This is a genomic window from Paenibacillus sp. FJAT-27812, assembly GCF_001273905.1.
Classification (GTDB): Bacteria; Bacillota; Bacilli; order Paenibacillales; family Paenibacillaceae; genus Pristimantibacillus.
In genome coordinates, this window is the sequence record NZ_LIGH01000001.1 from 3,832,605 (window position 1) to 3,849,129 (window position 16,525).

General features: G+C 45.5%; 14 protein-coding genes. 13 read left to right on the forward strand and 1 reads right to left on the reverse strand.

Going from position 1 to position 16,525, the window contains the following annotated elements; genetic code table 11:
* Nucleotides 1-5 precede the first annotated feature (5 nt).
* From ADU23_RS16185 to ADU23_RS16195, 3 genes are all read left to right on the forward strand, one after another.
* Nucleotides 6-749 (forward strand): glycosyltransferase, encoded by a 744-nt coding sequence (locus ADU23_RS16185; RefSeq protein WP_053374668.1) that lies wholly within the window; start codon nucleotides 6-8, stop codon nucleotides 747-749.
* A 33-nt stretch (nucleotides 750-782) separates the two neighbouring features.
* Nucleotides 783-1,388, forward strand: a complete 606-nt coding sequence (locus tag ADU23_RS16190; protein ID WP_053377671.1) for a sugar transferase — start codon at nucleotides 783-785, stop codon at nucleotides 1,386-1,388.
* A 93-nt stretch (nucleotides 1,389-1,481) separates the two neighbouring features.
* Nucleotides 1,482-2,648: an aminotransferase class I/II-fold pyridoxal phosphate-dependent enzyme gene (locus ADU23_RS16195; protein ID WP_141680366.1), complete on the forward strand. Its 1,167-nt coding sequence runs from the start codon at nucleotides 1,482-1,484 to the stop codon at nucleotides 2,646-2,648.
* 8 nt (nucleotides 2,649-2,656) lie between these two features.
* Here ADU23_RS16195 and ADU23_RS16200 read toward each other — a convergent pair whose 3' ends face one another.
* On the reverse strand, nucleotides 2,657-3,313 hold the full coding sequence (locus ADU23_RS16200) for an acetyltransferase (protein WP_053374670.1): 657 nt from the start codon (nucleotides 3,311-3,313) through the stop codon (nucleotides 2,657-2,659).
* A 206-nt stretch (nucleotides 3,314-3,519) separates the two neighbouring features.
* Here ADU23_RS16200 and ADU23_RS16205 point away from each other — a divergent pair, with 206 nt between their 5' ends.
* The 10 genes from ADU23_RS16205 to ADU23_RS16250 are packed head-to-tail and all read left to right on the forward strand — an operon-like array spanning nucleotide 3,520 to nucleotide 16,398.
* Complete coding sequence (locus ADU23_RS16205) at nucleotides 3,520-4,728, forward strand: nucleotidyltransferase domain-containing protein (RefSeq protein WP_053374671.1); 1,209 nt, start codon at nucleotides 3,520-3,522, stop codon at nucleotides 4,726-4,728.
* A gap of 31 nt (nucleotides 4,729-4,759) precedes the next feature.
* Nucleotides 4,760-5,410, forward strand: a complete 651-nt coding sequence (locus ADU23_RS16210; RefSeq protein WP_063846023.1) for an acyltransferase — start codon at nucleotides 4,760-4,762, stop codon at nucleotides 5,408-5,410.
* Entirely contained in the window at nucleotides 5,407-6,606 is a 1,200-nt protein-coding gene (locus tag ADU23_RS16215) for a glycosyltransferase (protein WP_053374672.1), read from the forward strand. The genes ADU23_RS16210 and ADU23_RS16215 overlap by 4 nt, the downstream gene beginning before the upstream one ends.
* Nucleotides 6,607-6,638: 32 nt before the next feature.
* Nucleotides 6,639-7,670, forward strand: a complete 1,032-nt coding sequence (locus tag ADU23_RS16220; RefSeq protein WP_053374673.1) for a glycosyltransferase — start codon at nucleotides 6,639-6,641, stop codon at nucleotides 7,668-7,670.
* A gap of 25 nt (nucleotides 7,671-7,695) precedes the next feature.
* On the forward strand, nucleotides 7,696-8,853 hold the full coding sequence (locus ADU23_RS16225; protein ID WP_053374674.1) for a polysaccharide pyruvyl transferase family protein: 1,158 nt from the start codon (nucleotides 7,696-7,698) through the stop codon (nucleotides 8,851-8,853).
* Nucleotides 8,854-8,860: 7 nt separating this feature from the next.
* A complete protein-coding gene (locus ADU23_RS16230; RefSeq protein WP_053374675.1) occupies nucleotides 8,861-10,054 on the forward strand; it encodes a glycosyltransferase in 1,194 nt (397 codons plus the stop codon).
* A gap of 11 nt (nucleotides 10,055-10,065) precedes the next feature.
* Complete coding sequence (locus ADU23_RS16235; protein WP_053374676.1) at nucleotides 10,066-11,247, forward strand: glycosyltransferase; 1,182 nt, start codon at nucleotides 10,066-10,068, stop codon at nucleotides 11,245-11,247.
* Between the two features lie 17 nt (nucleotides 11,248-11,264).
* Nucleotides 11,265-12,452, forward strand: coding sequence for a glycoside hydrolase family 88 protein (locus ADU23_RS16240; RefSeq protein WP_053374677.1), 1,188 nt, complete (start codon nucleotides 11,265-11,267; stop codon nucleotides 12,450-12,452).
* A gap of 19 nt (nucleotides 12,453-12,471) precedes the next feature.
* On the forward strand, nucleotides 12,472-14,043 hold the full coding sequence (locus ADU23_RS16245) for a lipopolysaccharide biosynthesis protein (protein ID WP_053374678.1): 1,572 nt from the start codon (nucleotides 12,472-12,474) through the stop codon (nucleotides 14,041-14,043).
* 48 nt (nucleotides 14,044-14,091) lie between these two features.
* On the forward strand, nucleotides 14,092-16,398 hold the full coding sequence (locus tag ADU23_RS16250) for a right-handed parallel beta-helix repeat-containing protein (protein WP_053374679.1): 2,307 nt from the start codon (nucleotides 14,092-14,094) through the stop codon (nucleotides 16,396-16,398).
* Nucleotides 16,399-16,525: the final 127 nt, after the last annotated feature.

Genomic DNA, 16,525 nt, shown 5'->3' on the forward strand with positions numbered 1-16,525 from the left:
TGTAAATGAATGCTGTAGTCAAAATTCCGCGTATCGTTCATTATTGCTGGTTCGGGCGGGGAGAGAAGCCAAGGAAGATTGAAAAATGCATGCGCAGCTGGCAAAAGCATTTAGGTGATTACGAAGTGATGGAGTGGAATGAGGACAGCTTCGATATTTCCTCCAATCGCTATGTGAAGGAAGCCTATGAGGCAAAAAAATATGCTTTCGTAAGCGATTATGTTCGTTTATACGCGCTTTATAAGCACGGCGGCATTTATTTGGATACGGATGTCGAGGTGATTAAGCCGCTGAACCCATTCCTTCAGCACGAAGCCTTCTCTGGCTTCGAGGATCAGACGTTCCTGCAATCCGGCACGATGGGAGCGGCAAAGGGGCATCCGTGGATTAAAGAACTGCTCGATGATTACAGCAGCCGCAGCTTCCGCCTTCCAGACGGCTCGCTTGACATGACGACCAATACGGCAGTCATTACCGAAATTTGCAGCCGGCATGATCTTAAGCTGAACGGCGAATATCAAGTGCTGCGCAACGGCGTAACCTTTTATCCGCGCACCTATTTCAGCCCTTATGATTATATTAACGGAGGAAATTACATCACGAATGACAGCTACACGATACATCACTTTGCGCAATCTTGGCTTCCCGCTCACGTAAGGCTCAGAGGAGAAGTGAAGAGAGTTGTAAGCCGAGTTGTCGGTCCCAAAATGATCTCAAAAATGAGACGGATGCTGACATCGAGCGAATAAGCTTTTAGTTTGAATTAGGAGTCCATACTGATGATAAAACGGCTGTTTGATCTTATTGTCTCAACTATTCTGCTTGTAGTACTCTCGCCAATTATTGCGGCTACTGCGATATTGGTGCGCTTTAAGCTTGGCTCGCCCATCGTATTTAAGCAGCAGCGGCCAGGGCAGCACGGCGTTCCCTTCTACGTATATAAATTCCGGACGATGACCTCGGAGAAGGATAGCTTGGGCAATCTGCTGCCGGATCACTTAAGGCTTACGGCCTTTGGGAGCCTAATGCGCAAATTTAGTCTGGATGAGCTTCTTCAGCTGGTTAACGTAGTCAAAGGAGAGCTCAGCCTCATTGGGCCACGTCCGCTGCTTATGGAGTATTTGCCGCTGTACAATGAAGAGCAGGCGAAGCGGCATCTCGTCAAGCCCGGCATAACGGGCTGGGCACAGATTCACGGCAGAAATGCAGTCTCGTGGGAAGAGCGGTTTGAGCGCGACGTATGGTATGTGGAGAATCAAAGCTTGGCGCTTGATTTTAAAATACTGCTGCTGACGGTGAAGAAGGTCATACGCTCAGAAGGCGTATCGAATGCCAATCATGTGACGATGCCGACGTTTCAAGGTACGACAAGCCATAGTGAAGGATAAAGCCATTTCTTAAGCAGCGGTTTAGCTTGAGTGAATGGTTTTTTTTATTCAAAAAAAGAATAAAGGATGTGTGGCAAAGTGTCTGCAAATGAAATGAAAAAAATATATTTATCCCCTCCTCATATGAGCGGGAAGGAGAGAAGTTATATCGATGAGGCGTTTGAATCCAACTGGATAGCTCCGCTTGGTCCGAATATAGACGCTTTTGAGAAGCAGCTGGCAGCGTATGCTGGCACTGCGGACGCGGTGGCAGTCAGCTCTGGCACGGCAGCTATACATCTATCGCTGCAGCTGCTTGGCGTTCACGCGGGTGACACGGTATTTTGCTCAAGCTTTACGTTTGTGGCAAGCGCCAATCCGATCCGTTACTGCGGGGCAGAGCCGGTCTTCATTGATTCCGAGCCGGAAACGTGGAATATGTCGCCAGAGGCGTTGAAGTCAGCATTTGAGGATGCCAAACGCCAGGGTAAGCTGCCGAAAGCGGTTATCGTCGTTCATTTGTACGGGCAGGTTTCCAAGATGGACGAAATTATGGAGCTTTGCGAGCAATATGAGGTGCCTGTCATCGAGGATGCTGCGGAATCGCTAGGCTCCACATATAAAGGGAAACAAAGCGGCTCCTTTGGCAAATTCGGCATTTATTCCTTTAACGGAAACAAAATCATTACAACCTCGGGCGGCGGGATGCTCGTTTCAAATGATGTAGAGCTGCTGCGAAAGGCACGTTTTCTGGCTACGCAAGCGAGGGATGCTGCCGCACATTATCAGCACAGCAGCATGGGCTTCAATTATCGGATGAGCAATTTGCTGGCAGGCGTTGGCAGAGCGCAGTTAGAGGTTCTGGATGAGCGGGTGGCAGCAAGAAGAGCGGTATATGAAAACTATGTGGGGGCGTTCTCGGATCGCAGAGGCATCAGCTTTATGCCCGAGCTAACCGGTACAAACTCCAATCGATGGTTAACGGCGATCATCATTGATGAGCAGGAGATAGGATCTACGACAGGGGAGCTGCTGGATGCTTTGACAGCTGCCAATATTGAGGCAAGGCCGCTATGGAAACCGCTTCATTTGCAGCCGCTCTTTGAAGGCTGCCGATTCTACGCCCATGAAGGCGGCGAGTCCGTATGCGAGCGTTTATTCCAGAGCGGCATTTGTTTGCCGTCCGGTTCGAATATGTCGATTATCGATCAAGTAAGAGTCGTTGATTGCATGAATAGCGTATTCGATAGAACGGCTGAGAAGAGCATCCAATCGGCTTAAGCAAAGGGCTAAAGATAACGGTCGCCCTTCTCGCGTGACCGAATGACTCTCGCAGGCGTACCATAAGCGATCTGATAAGATGGGATATCAGATAGGACGGTAGAGCCGGCACCTATGACCGTGTGCTCTCCGATCGTTCTGCCATGAATAATGTTCGCACCCAAGGAAATAACGGAATAGTCGCCAATGCTGACGCTGCCTCCTGTTCCCGCTTTTGGAGCGAGCGTAACGAAGCTGCCGAGCGAGGAATCATGATCGGCGAGAGCTTGGGAATAGAAGACGCAATGCTCGCCAATCGTTGAATCGCTATTTATGACTGAGCCAGCCATAATGACTGTTCCATCTCCAATCCGAACGCCTTTTGCAATGGAGGCAGCGGGATGGATGGTAGTAATAAAGGTAAAGCGCGGATGAATAGCAGAGATCTTTGCTGCGACCTTCGAGCGGAACCAGTTGTCCCCGATGGCAACGATACCGCTGCTGATCGTATCGAGGTTCGCTCCAATCCAGCTGCTATCGCCTAAAACAGCATAGCCATATATGTTAGTGCCAGCCGGTTTATTGTCATCCAGCAAGCCCGCGATTCGATACTTGCCTTCCTTCTCTATCGTATCAATAACGGCCTTCGCGTGACCGCCAGCTCCATATACGATTATATTTTCCATCACATTTCGCCTCCTTGTTTGTTAAATCGTACCGAAGAACTCTTTCATTCTAGCAGATTTATCTCTTTTTTTGTAAAAGAATAGTGAACTTCTGCAATGACGATTGACAGAAATTAGGGAAGGTGATAATCTGTACTTGTGTTCGTTTTATAGAACAAAATTTCTATTTTGTTCGTTATTGGCTAATTAGCATGAAGGAGATATTCATGAATAACAACGTCACTCTCCATAAGGAAGACCTTTCTGACGAAATGCGCTTAATGCTTGCCTTTCTCTCGTCAGATGATGAGGCCGATCAGTCCTTTGATTATCAGGAGCTGCTGCAAAACGCGGATTGGGATCGATTTATTGAGCTAGCCAGACATCACCGGGTGTTCCCTACTGTCAATCGCAAGCTTCAGGAACTGAAATCAGCGGAGGTCCCGATATTTGTCACCCAAATGTTTCAGCGTGACTATTATCGCAATACGCTCCAGATGCTCACGCTAAGCGGTGAGATGGAGCAGCTCGCTAAGGAATTTTCTGAGCGTGGACTTCGATCGCTGTTTTTGAAAGGGCCGGTCATTGCTGCTGATTTATATGGAGATGTATCGCTGCGTACTTCTTGTGACCTCGATCTCCTTATTCCAATCAAGGAGCTGGACCTTGCAGAAGCGCTTCTAGTTTCCCTTGGCTACGAAAAGGATGAATATATCGTTTCGGTGCTCAAGGATTGGAAGTGGAGACATCATCATACGACTTTCGTGCATCCGAAGAAGGGAATCAAGGTCGAGCTGCACTGGCGGCTAAATCCGGCACCGTCCAAGGAGCCGAGCTTTAATGATCTTTGGAGCCGAAAACGCAAAAGCGCCTTGATCAGCCGTCCGATTTATTATCTGGGAAGAGAAGATTTGTTTATGTTTCTCGTATCTCACGGTGCCCGGCACGGCTGGTCGCGACTTCGCTGGCTGCTCGACATCAAGCAGCTGGTTAATCAGAAGCTGGATTGGCCGAAGCTTACCAAGCTGCTGAAAAAGCATAGCTATTCCCATATTGGCGGGCAAGCGCTGCTGCTTGCGGCACGATTGTTGTCTTTGCCTCTTCGCGTTGAGATGAAGCCGCTCCTTGCGGGAAGGAAAGCGCACTGGCTCGCGGAGGATGCTATGTTTTATGTAAATCGGCTGGTCAATTTGCATTCTCCCCCGATACCGGAAGAGATAAGACGCTTCCACAAACGGTATTTGTTCACCTTGCTGACGGTTCCGCAAAAAATACAGTTTGTCGCAAGCTTTATGTTCCCTTATCCGGAAGATGCCGAAACACTTCCGCTACCTAAGGCGCTGCACTTCTTGTATTTTCCGCTCCGTCCGTTTTTGTGGTTGTGGAGAAAGAACAGAAAAAGCTCGTTAAAGGCTGAGGCCAGAGAGCTTGAGTAATAGCAATTATGTTTGAAGAAGGAGAATAACGATGAATGTTTTGAGGAAAATAGCGGGTACGCTGCTCACGCAATTCCGTAGCAGAGGTTTGATCAGTACGATAGCGATGAATAAGTCCCATTTGGTAGGCGTGCTGCGGGGACTATTTTACAAGCTGCTATATTTCAGAAACATCCATTCATCCTTATTCTCCATACAAGCAAACAGTACGATTGAAATATTCAATAAACGGGCAAAAATTACGTTCGGCCGATTTGTGTATATACGGAAAAACGCCAGCATACGAATCGATTTCGAAGGCCAGCTGATTTTGGGCGACAACGTATTTATCAATGACAACTGCAACATCAATTGCGTCAACAAGATATCGATTGGGAGCGGGACAAAAATTGCCCCTAATGTGTGCATTAACGACCATGACCATAACTATAAGGATAAGTCCGGGGATCATCTGCTGAGGGGCGAAGTCATTATCGGCAGCAACGTGTGGGTGGGATCAAACGTTGTCATCCTCAGAGATACTTTCATAGGCGATAATGCGGTAATAGCCGCAGGAAGCGTCGTGAAGGGCACCGTTCCGGCAGACACCTTATTTTTAAATAAAAGAGAAAACAAGCATATAAGCTATAAGGAACCGAAAGCAGCTAAAAATACTCTGTTTCAAGTAAAGGAATCGATATGAAAAAGCAAATTTTAATTTCTGTTTATGATATGGAAATCGGCGGTATTGAACGAAGCCTGATCAATATGCTGGAATGCTTTGATTACGATACCTATGATGTGGATCTATTGATTTGCAGCCATCAGGGAGAATTTATGGAGCTCATTCCGAGCAAAGTCAACGTGCTGCCGGAAATAAGCAAATATACCGTATTTCGAAAATCGGTTAAGCAGTGCCTTCGCGAAGGGCATTATATGGCGGTCATGATTAGAATGTTTTCCAAAAATCTAGCTTCCGTCAAAGCGAGAAGAAAAAGGCTGAACGAGGGCGCAGGTTATATACAAATGCAGCTCGCGAGCAAGTATTCGTCTTATTTTATTCCACCGCTGGAGAAGGCCTATGACCTTACGGTTAGTTATGCATGGCCCCATGATATTTTGGCTAACAAGGTGAAGACAAAGCGGAAGATCGCATGGATTCATACCGATTACAGCAAGCTGGAAATTGACCATAAGCTGGACTTGGCGGTCTGGAATAAGTTTGATTATATCGCCTCCATTTCTGAAGCGTGCACCGAATCCTTCCTGAAGACCTATCCGTCGCTTAAACATAAAATTACCCAAATCGAAAATATCACCTCTCCCGAATTTATTAAAAAAATGGCGGAAGATACGCTGGACATCAATCAATCGGCGAACGGGACCTTCCAAATCGTATCGGTAGGCAGATTGTCATACGTCAAAGGTTTTGATATGGCAGTGAAGGCGCTGAGGAAGCTTCATGATAAAGGCTTAACCCATTTGCAATGGCATGTCGTCGGTTACGGCGGGTTCGAAGCGGAGCTAACGTCACTCATTGCCGAATACGGCTTGGAGCATAAGTTCGTGCTGCTGGGAAAAAAAAAGAATCCATATCCATACATAAAATCATGCGATCTATACGTCCAACCTTCCAGGTACGAGGGGAAAGCGGTAACGGTAACGGAAGCGCAAATATTAGGCAAGCCGGTCATTATAACAAACTATCCTACAGCCGCAAGCCAAGTTGAGAACGGTGTGGATGGCATCATTTGCGAGGGCAGCCCGGACGGAATAGCGAATGCGATCGAGAAGCTTTACCGCAGCAAGGAGCTTAGAAGCGCGCTCGTAAGCAATATTAAGGACAAGGATTACAGCAATAGCTATGAGCTTGATAAACTCTATCAAATTATCGTCTAGCACTCGTAGCGGAAGGGAAGGTGAGGAATGCCTTGCGAAATAAAGTAAGTGTCATTATTCCCGTTTATAATGCTGAGAAATATTTGGAAGAATGCATATTGTCGCTGCTCAATCAGACGCTGCACGCTTGCGAGTTTATTTTTGTCAACGACGGCTCTTCCGACAATAGCAGATTTCTCATCGAGAGATACAAGAAAAAGGACGGCCGAATAAAGCTGATTAATCAAGAGAATCAAGGCGTCAGTGCAGCCAGAAACGCGGGTCTGCGAGTCGCTTCCGGTGAATATGTCGGTTTTGTCGATGCGGATGATTACGTCAAGAGGGATATGTACCAAACGCTTTATGCTGCAGCAGAGCGGCATGGCTGCGATGTTGTCATCTCCAACTTCGAAAGCGAATTAGAGGGCAGCAAGGTTATTACGAGCTATTCTTTTCCGAGCGATGAGCTGCTGGATCGAGATTATATTGTACAAACGATTATGCCTTACTTGCTTAAAACAGATGATTTGAACGCAGTGTGGAACAAAATATATCGGACCGATATGCTCGTTGAACATCAAATCGTTTTCCCGGTGAGCATGGCTTTGGGTGAGGATGGCATGTTTAATATGTTGCTCTACGGTTATGCATCAACGATGATCTACGTGAAATATACAGGCTACCATTATCGGGAAGTAGAAGGTAGCGCTACTCGCAACATTAAGGATAAGGACTACTTTGGCAAAGCAATCGAGGTTTATCGGTTGAGTCCTCCTCCTATTTACACCGAAATGCTCCAAAGTGTAAGTGTACATCAACTAAAGTCTACAAGACTTATCAAAAGCTTGGTCTCCTATATTTACGTTTATTTCAAACCAAGCAAGGATATGAGTTTTATGAAAAGGTATAGCTACGTGAGGAAAATGATTAGCAGCAGCCAAGTACGAGAGGCACTTCCACTGTACTGGGATGAAATGCAGGGATCGCTGGGACGTTATGAACGTTTCGTTATTAGCATGGTGAAGGCAAGATCGACGATTGGTTTGTATTGCGCAGTCACCTATAGCAGATTAAGAAATTCATAAAACGAGTGAAGGTTGGGGATTAAACATGAAAATTATGATGTTTGCGCATGGAGGCAGCCTAAATAGAGGCTGCGAAGCGATCGTTCGATCGTCTACTAAGCTAATTAAAGAAAAAATCGTCGGATCAAAAATATATTTAGCCTCAGAAAAACCACAAACAGATAAGGTCATTTCCACATTAGACGGCATCTATGACGGCTCCAAGTCAAGTATAAAAAAGTATTCGCTGGACTGGTTCGTGGCCTCACTGCAATTCAAGCTGCGTCAGGATGAAACGTATGCGCTTGGCGTTATTGAGCAAAACATTATTAACCGGATCAAGGACGTTGATGTCTGCTTGTCCATTGGCGGCGATAACTACTGCTACGGTGAGCAGCCGAACTGGTATGAAATCGACCGGCGGGTGAAGGCGCAAGGGAAGAAACTGGTGCTATGGGGCTGTTCGATTGGAGAAGAGGATATGTCCGAGAGAAAGCTGGAGGATTTAAAGCTGTTCGACCTAATTATCGCACGTGAAACGTTAACCTATGGCATGCTCCAAAGTAAAGGTCTGCAAAATGTCAGGCTTGGTGCAGACCCGGCATTTACAATGGAGCAGGAGCAGCTTCCGCTGCCTAAAGGCTGGCAAGAAGGCAATACAATTGGAATTAACTTTAGTCCGCTCGTATGGAAACGAAATAAAAAATCACGAGAAGCAGTTAGTGAGCTGATCAAGCATATTTTAGCAACTTCAAACATGACAATAGCATTAACGCCTCATGTGATCGAAGGAGGCAATAACGATTATGAGGTGCTGGAGCAGTTCTATGAAGAATTTAAAGCAACGAACCGCGTTATATTGCTTCCAGATCACTTAACTGCCATTCAGTACAAGGGATATATTTCAAGGATGCGATTTTTCATCGGTGCAAGGACACATGCAACGATTGCTGCCTATTCGAATTACGTTCCGACGATGGTGCTTGGTTACAGCGTGAAATCGAAGGGAATTGCGCAGGATATTTTTAACGAAGAGAAGCTTGTGCTCGGCATTGACGAGATTTCCAGCAGCAGCAAGCTTATCCACCATTATGATGAAATGATTAGGGAAGAAGAAGAAATTAAAAGCAGGCTGAAGCAAGCTATACCGGACATTAAACAAATGTCCTATAAGGCAGTTGAATATTTAAAAGAGCTTGCATGAGGTGCGTATGAAAAAAAATTTACTGTTTGTTATGCCCAGCCTGTCGGCTGGAGGAGGAGAGCGCAGCTTAGTCAATCTCCTCTCGCAAATCAATTACGACGAATTTAATGTAGATTTATTTCTTCTCAGCCATGAAGGAATCTTTATGGATTTGCTGCCTGAGGAGGTAAACGTGCTGCCGCTCAACGACAGCTATAGCCAGTTTACGCAGCCGCTTCTTAGCTCAGTGCGGCAGTTGATAGGCAGCGGGAGCGCTGGTATAGCCTATAGTCGGTTAATGTTCAGCGTCACTAATCATACGACTAAGGAAGTTGGCCCAAGGGAGCAGGGAGGGTGGAAATACCTAGCGAGCTCCTTGAACAAAATCAACAAGAAATATGATGCGGCTATCGGATTTTTGGAGAAAACCTCCATCTATTTTTGCGTGGAAAAGGTTGATGCGGCCAAAAAGATAGGCTGGGTTCATAACGATTATGACAAGCTTGGCCTAGATCCGGCTTTTGATATTAACTATTTCGATAAGCTGGACCACATCGTGACGGTTTCGCAAGAATGCGCAAGCATATTGAAAAAAAGATTCCCGGATCAGCACCACAAAGTGCAAGTCATCCATAATATCGTATCTCCTAAGGTAATCAAGCATTTGGCGAATAAGGATACCGCTGACGTCTATAACCGCAAGGAAGGCGAGTTTGTCATCCTATCTATTGGCAGGCTCCATGAGCAGAAGGGCTTTGAGCTGGCGATACAAACGTGCAGAAGGCTCGTCGATAACGGCTGGAGCTTCCAGTGGAATATTATCGGCGAAGGCGACGAGCGAGAGAAGCTGACGGAATTGATAGCTGCGAACGGTCTGGAAAATCATTTTAAGCTGCTCGGCTTAAAGCCCAATCCATATCCGTATATCAAGCAGGCGGATATTTATGCGCAAACGTCCAAATTCGAAGGAAAAGCCATTGCGATTGATGAAGCGAAAATTTTGAGCAAGCCGATTTTGGTTACGAATTTCAGCACCGCTAAGGATCAGATCGAAGACGGCATCGAGGGGCTGATTGTAGATATGAATTCAGAAGCCGTCGCAGCAGGGATTGGAAGACTGATGCATGAGCAGGGGATAAGAAACAGGTTGTCTGAGCATTTGTCTCTTCTGCAGTTAGGAACCGAAGAAGAAATAGAGAAGCTGTATCAGCTTCTTGGATAGGTGGATTGGCGATGAAGAAGAAGCTTTTGTTCGTCATGAATAGTCTCCATTGCGGCGGTGCAGAGCAATCGTTAATCTCGCTGCTTCAAACGATTGATTATTCGAAGCATGAGGTGGATTTGTTTTTGTTTAAGCACGAAGGCGTATTTCTTAAGAAGCTGCCTCGGGAAGTAAATGTCTTGGATGCGCCTGATTTCTATCCTTATTTTGATATGTCTATCAAAACAGCGGTTGTTGACTGTGTTAAGCAAAGGCGTTTTCGTCTTGCGGCAGCACGAATAGGTGCGGGTTATGTGTTCCGGACGGAGAAGAATGTTGCTAAGAGCGAGCAAAAAGTTTGGCGGTATCTCGCGAAGTCACTTTTTGATCTCGACAAAGAATATGATGCGGCCATTGGTTATTTGGAGAAAACGCCTATTTATTTTGTCATAGACAAGGTGAAGGCCAGAACTAAGATAGGGTTTATTCATACGGATTATGACAAGCTAGGCATGGACCCGGCAATTGACGAGCATTTTTTTGATAAGTTAAACGTAATCGTGACCGTATCGGAAGAATGCGTCAGACTGCTAAAGATACGCTTCCCTAGATTTGAGCATAAAATTGAGCTGATGCATAATATTGTATCGCCTGCTGCCATTATCGACATGTCGGTCGACACGATTGAACTGCCTCGAGCCGAAACTATCATTGCGTCGGTAGGCAGGTTGATTCACCAGAAGGGCTTTGACTTAGCTGTTGAAGCTTGCGACAGGTTAGTTCAAGCAGGTTACTCGATCAAATGGTATATCATCGGCGAGGGGGAGGAAAGAGCAAAGCTGGAGCAGTTGATTAAGGAAAAAAGCTTGGAGCGTACGCTAATATTAACAGGCATGCAGGAGAACCCCTACCCCTACATCAAGCAATGTGATTTATATGTCCAAACCTCTATTTATGAAGGCCGCTGTTTAACGATTACGGAAGCCAAAATATTAAAGAAGCCAATCGTATCAACTAACTTCACCGTTATTTATGATCAGATCAAACATGAGGAAAATGGATTGATCGTCAATCAGGATGCTGCCTCTATTTATGAAGGAATTAAAAGGCTTATTGACGACGAATCTCTGAGGAATCACTTCGTACATAATCTTCAGAAGGAAGCTTTAGGGACAGAGGATGAAATACATAAATTGTATCAATGGATTAGTTAGTTAAAGGGGTTGTTATTATTTTATTCCAACTAATAAGCATTCTACTGCTGGCTTTGGCGTTTATCATTGCGGCAATTGATATGGTACCGCTATTCATGGATTGGTTTGGCAGAATTCATATTGGCCGTTATACGGATACGAATCGCTGGAATGCGTCGATTACTAAGGCGGGCACGAGATGGCTCAACCATACGCCGAAAATTAAAGTAACGGATAATACGAGATTTGTCGTCATTGACATGCTGAGAGGCAATTATACCAAAAGTGCGATACAGCACTGGCAGGAAGCAGCCTTGCTGCTCGGGCTCGTGGAATATGCGCGCGGAGATGCGAGCAAGCTGACGACGGAAGAAATCAAAACCTATCTTAACTCTAAGTTTGATAGCAACGGCGACTGGAAACAGAAGCCTGAACATGTAGATGCAGCGATACTCAGCTATGCAATCTTGAAGCTGGAAACGGTTGATATAGAGCGTTATCGAGCTGCGCTTGACTACACCTGGGAGCTCATTAAAGCGCATATCGGCGAGGATGGAACGGTTGCGTATCGGAAGTCGATGAAGCATTACCGCTATGTAGATACGATCGGCTTTATTTGTCCGTTCTTAATCGCCTACGGCACGAGATATAACAAAGCGGAATGCGTTCGATTAGCTGTCAAACAACTGACGGAATACGAAAGTTACGGCATGTTGGAAGACCATTACCTTCCTAGCCATGCCTATCACCTCGGTAACAGGCTGCCGCTTGGGCTTTATGGCTGGGGACGTGGACTCGGATGGTTCGCAATTGGCTTGATTGATGCTTGGCGCGAATTGCCAGCTTCTCATGAGTCTAAGGCTGTGCTTACGGAAATGGTCAAGAAATTTGCCCGGACCGTGCTTGCTTTTCAAGCGCCTGGCGGCAATTGGACGTGGACAGTGAGCCGTGGAGAGTCAAGGGCTGATTCGTCTACAACGGCGACGCTTGGCTGGTTTCTGCTTCAAGCCTCGCAAGTGGAGGAGCTGGCAGAGCCATGTGCTGAAGGGGCGAGGCGAGCGGTGCATTACCTCATGAAGGTGACAAGACGGAGCGGGGCAGTTGATTTCTCGCAAGGGGACACAAAGGATATCGGCGTATATTCCATGTTATTTAATATTTTGCCCTTTACGCAAGGGTTCTGTATTCGCATCATTAACGCCAGCCAGCGTTCAAAGGTCGGATAAACGAAGATAGGGGATCAACATGCGGGTAAAGAGCTCATTATTAAATATCACCGCCGGTATAGGCAACCAAATCATCATTACGATTTTAAGCTTCGTATCGCGCACAGTTTTCATTAATAGCCTGGGCATTGAGTATTTGGGTATCAATGGGCTGTTTACGAGCATACTTGCCATGCTCTCCTTGGCGGAAGCCGGTATCGGCTCCAGTATCGTATACAACCTGTATAAGCCGGTAGCCGATAATGATAGGCCAAAAATTATGGCGCTCATGAATCTCTACAAAAAAGCGTATTTGGTCATAGCGGGCGTTGTGCTGTTGCTGGGACTATCCATTATGCCGTTCCTTGATGTGTTTATTAAAAATACAAGCGTCGAAAATATTAGCTTCATTTATTTGCTGTTTTTAATCAATACGGTCACGCCATACCTTTTCATTTATAAATACTCATTTTTGAATGTAAATCAAAAAAACTATATCGTAACGGCTGTTTTTTCCGTTTCATCGATTCTTTCGGTATGCGCGAAAATCGCGATTCTCTACTTTACGCAGCAGTTTATTTTTTACTTAATTATCGAATGCGTCGTGTCGCTTATGAGCTCCATCATTTTAGCCAAGATCGTGGACCGGATGTATCCGTTTCTGAGGCAGAAAAAAGAGACGAAGCTTGATCCGGATACGAAGGCAAATTTCATTAAAAATATGAAGGCTATCTTGCTGCAAAATATAGGCACTTATTTTATTTTCGGCGTAGACAGCATTCTTATTTCTTCCTTTATAAGTGTAGCGGCAGTCGGTCTTTATTCGAACTATAAAATGCTTATCGACCTTTGCCGCACGTTTATCAATCAGGTGTTTGCGAATATGTACCACAGCTTGGGCAATCTGGTGGCGAAGGAAAGCGAGGAAAAGGTATTTCATGTATTTAAAGTGACGATGCTGCTGAACTTTTGGCTGTACTCCTTGCTTGCGATTATGCTCTATTTATTTATTGAGCCGCTGATTTTAGTATGGATTGGTTCGGAGTTCGTGATGGGGCCGCTAGTTGTTCTTCTATTAATCATAACCTTTTATGAGCGGGGGATGCGCAACTCCATTACGATGCTCAAAACGACCGCCGGCATCTTTCATGAGGACCGATTTGCGCCTTTGTGCCAGGCTGCATTAAACCTGAGCATTTCCTTCATCCTTGTGCAGCGAATGGGAATTGCCGGGATATTCATCGGTACGCTTGTCAGCGCGCTGCTCGTCCCGTTTTGGACCACTCCTTATTTTGTCTATAAAAGAGTATTTAAGCAGCCATTAAAGCTATATTTTACTCGGTATGGCTATTACTCTATCATTGCCGTTATTGCCGCAGCTGCAGCTGCATATATTTGCTCCTTCCTTCCTGCCGGAGGATTGTTCTGGCTGCTTGTGAGGGGCACGCTTTGCTTCCTATTAATAAATGCAATCTATGCGGCTGTTTTTCATCGAACGGAAGAATTTAAATACTTGCTTGGCGTTGCAGAGGCTATTTTGAGTAAAATTCCTAAACTTCGTGCCTTGCTGCTGAAGCGCAGCCGTCATTTGGAGGTTAGCGGAAATAAGTAACCCTTCCCTGACAAGCACATATGCTGGTTGTAAATGGAGGTGAAGGTTATGAGTGACCAGGCAGCCTATTTAATAGAACTAGATCGATTTCATATTAATAATGCAGGTTTAAATGCGGCTGAGACAACGAAGGGGATCAATGACGCAATCGCATGGGCCAAATCTGAAGGTTTTATACATGTCATTCTTTCTAGAGGTATCTACAGTGTTAGACTCGATCCTAATACTCTCATAGCAATCCAAATGCAAAGCGGGATACATCTTGAGCTTGCAAAAGGCTGTATAATCAAGCTAGAGGGCAATTCGTCCCCAAATTATTCCATCATTGAAATGAGAGGGATTACGAAGGCAAAGGTTTCAGGCGGCCAGTTGATAGGGGATAAGAAGGAGCATGTTTACGAGATTGCGGTGAAGTTTGTCAGAGGCGGCGTAAATGCGGACGGTACGCTTAATAATGACCCGAACTCGGTACGCAGTGAGGTGATTGACCGTTATGCCAACCCAGGCCTTCTTGCTAGCTTCAGGCTGTGGAGCATACCAGGTGTGAGCGCTACAGGATATCGATTCTATCAGTATAAAGATACTGTTTCTAGTGCTACGCTTGTTGGATTTCGCACGAACGGTGTTTTTGCGCCTGCCAGTTCTGGGGGGCGAGGGTGGTTTCTTGACGAAATGAAAGATATAAGCGTAAACAATAAAATGGTATTTGTTATACCGCTTACCGCGCCTTTAACCGACAGCCAAATTGCTGATATACGCGCCAAGGTCGATAATTCCTTTTATACGCATGAAAGCGGTTATGGAATTGGTTCTTTTGGCTCCAACCAGATAGAAATATCCAATATGGACATTTCAAATTGCACGGGAGATGGGATTTTAACTGGCTACGAAAAATACCAGCTTGATCCAGCCTTATATACGCAGGAGCAAATGGGTCAAGATGTTCTGATTCATGATTGCCATATTCACCATTGCAGAAGGCAAGGGATTTCGATTTGCGCTTCAAACGATACTCATATCTATAGAAACAAGATCCATCATATCGGCTATGATAACGATGGCGTAACGACGAATTTTCGAAATGGAACGCCGCCTATGTTCGGTATTGATATCGAGTCGATGTATAGCGAAACCAATATCCCATATAAATCAGCAGAGCGTCCGAACGGACTGGAGCTGAATTACCGCATTCATGTTGAAGACAATTATATCTACAGCAACGTACGCGGACACTTCGTTAATGCCGACGGTACCAATATTGTAGTAGACGGAAATACTTTTGAAGGCAATAATGTTGGCGGTGTGAGCTCGAATCCAAATTTCCCAAACGTCAAATATGTGAACAACTCCTTTAATGGCTGCGAGTTGTGGGTACAAGGCGATAACTTTGTGAACGGGGCTGTTTTCCAAAAAGGGAATTTAAAGCTGCTGGATGTAAGAGGAGCAGTCGTGCAAAATTGCCAGATTAAAGACGGTATGGTTTATGGTTCAAGCGTCTATGGCTATTTAGGCTCGCCAACGGTAAATGCAGCTGCTGGAACCTTCACGTTCAAAACGGCACATGGACTAGGCAACGGAGCGCAAGTATCGTTTGAGCAATGGATCGGCAAAATTCCGACCGGAATCAGCGTCGATAAATTGTATTATACCGTTAATGTTACTTCACTAGGCTTTCAGGTTTCCGAGACGCTGGGAGGTGCTCCGGTTACCATTAAGGATGCAGGTACTCCGGGTTTTAATCTTAGCAGGTACAATTACGGTAGATGCTTCTTATCCAATATAACGGTGGAGCGGGACTGGCGTTCTGATAACGCGCTCACGCCAAACTTTAATCTGCTGGCTGCTGGTGCGGTGATTGATAATATAACGATAAAAAATTACGATTTATCTCTATTGGTTCCTGCAGATTATGCTGGACGCCCGACCGTCGTAAGTGGGCTTACGCTCATTGAAGGCTCCGCAAGGTTTGAAGGGTGCCATATTAGCAACAGTGAATTTATGCGAGCAAAAACCCCGCTGCTTGGCAGCACGGATATCCAGCTTGGATCAAGCGATACGAAGTATATGAGGCAAATTACCCTACGCAACGGTTTGTTCCAAAGCTTAGGGCTTGTCATGGACGGCAATGCTGTTGTAACCGGAACCACCTTTATTAATGCTTCTGTCGGGAAAGCGGATAATGCCAAAAAGGCCATTATCGCCCACTCCTACTTTGACAATAGCAAACTCAACTTCAACTGGCTCCGTCAAAATCAGTCGGTAACCGTTGCGAAGTCTGTATTTAAAGGCATAACGATAACCGGCACTACACCTTATATCCGGCTAGAGGATAATACGGATCTTGGAACCGCCTAATCTCTTCCACTAATCAAGAAAATACTTCCCTGCAGTTTGTTTGCGATGCAGGGAATTTATTTAATAAGATGTTCTTTATTAAGAATTAAATGTACTTTATAATGAATAATTGAGAGGGGTTAATGAA

What these genes read in the sequence shown, in the direction of transcription:
- ADU23_RS16185 (WP_053374668.1), top strand. Translation starts at nt 6, where the DNA reads ATGAATGCTGTAGTCAAAATTCCGCGTATCGTTCATTATTGCTGGTTC.
- ADU23_RS16195 (WP_141680366.1), top strand. Translation starts at nt 1,482, where the DNA reads ATGAAAAAAATATATTTATCCCCTCCTCATATGAGCGGGAAGGAGAGA.
- ADU23_RS16200 (WP_053374670.1), bottom strand. Translation starts at nt 3,313, where the DNA reads ATGGAAAATATAATCGTATATGGAGCTGGCGGTCACGCGAAGGCCGTT.
- ADU23_RS16205 (WP_053374671.1), top strand. Translation starts at nt 3,520, where the DNA reads ATGAATAACAACGTCACTCTCCATAAGGAAGACCTTTCTGACGAAATG.
- ADU23_RS16210 (WP_063846023.1), top strand. Translation starts at nt 4,760, where the DNA reads ATGAATGTTTTGAGGAAAATAGCGGGTACGCTGCTCACGCAATTCCGT.
- ADU23_RS16215 (WP_053374672.1), top strand. Translation starts at nt 5,407, where the DNA reads ATGAAAAAGCAAATTTTAATTTCTGTTTATGATATGGAAATCGGCGGT.
- ADU23_RS16225 (WP_053374674.1), top strand. Translation starts at nt 7,696, where the DNA reads ATGAAAATTATGATGTTTGCGCATGGAGGCAGCCTAAATAGAGGCTGC.
- ADU23_RS16230 (WP_053374675.1), top strand. Translation starts at nt 8,861, where the DNA reads ATGAAAAAAAATTTACTGTTTGTTATGCCCAGCCTGTCGGCTGGAGGA.
- ADU23_RS16235 (WP_053374676.1), top strand. Translation starts at nt 10,066, where the DNA reads ATGAAGAAGAAGCTTTTGTTCGTCATGAATAGTCTCCATTGCGGCGGT.
- ADU23_RS16245 (WP_053374678.1), top strand. Translation starts at nt 12,472, where the DNA reads ATGCGGGTAAAGAGCTCATTATTAAATATCACCGCCGGTATAGGCAAC.
- ADU23_RS16250 (WP_053374679.1), top strand. Translation starts at nt 14,092, where the DNA reads ATGAGTGACCAGGCAGCCTATTTAATAGAACTAGATCGATTTCATATT.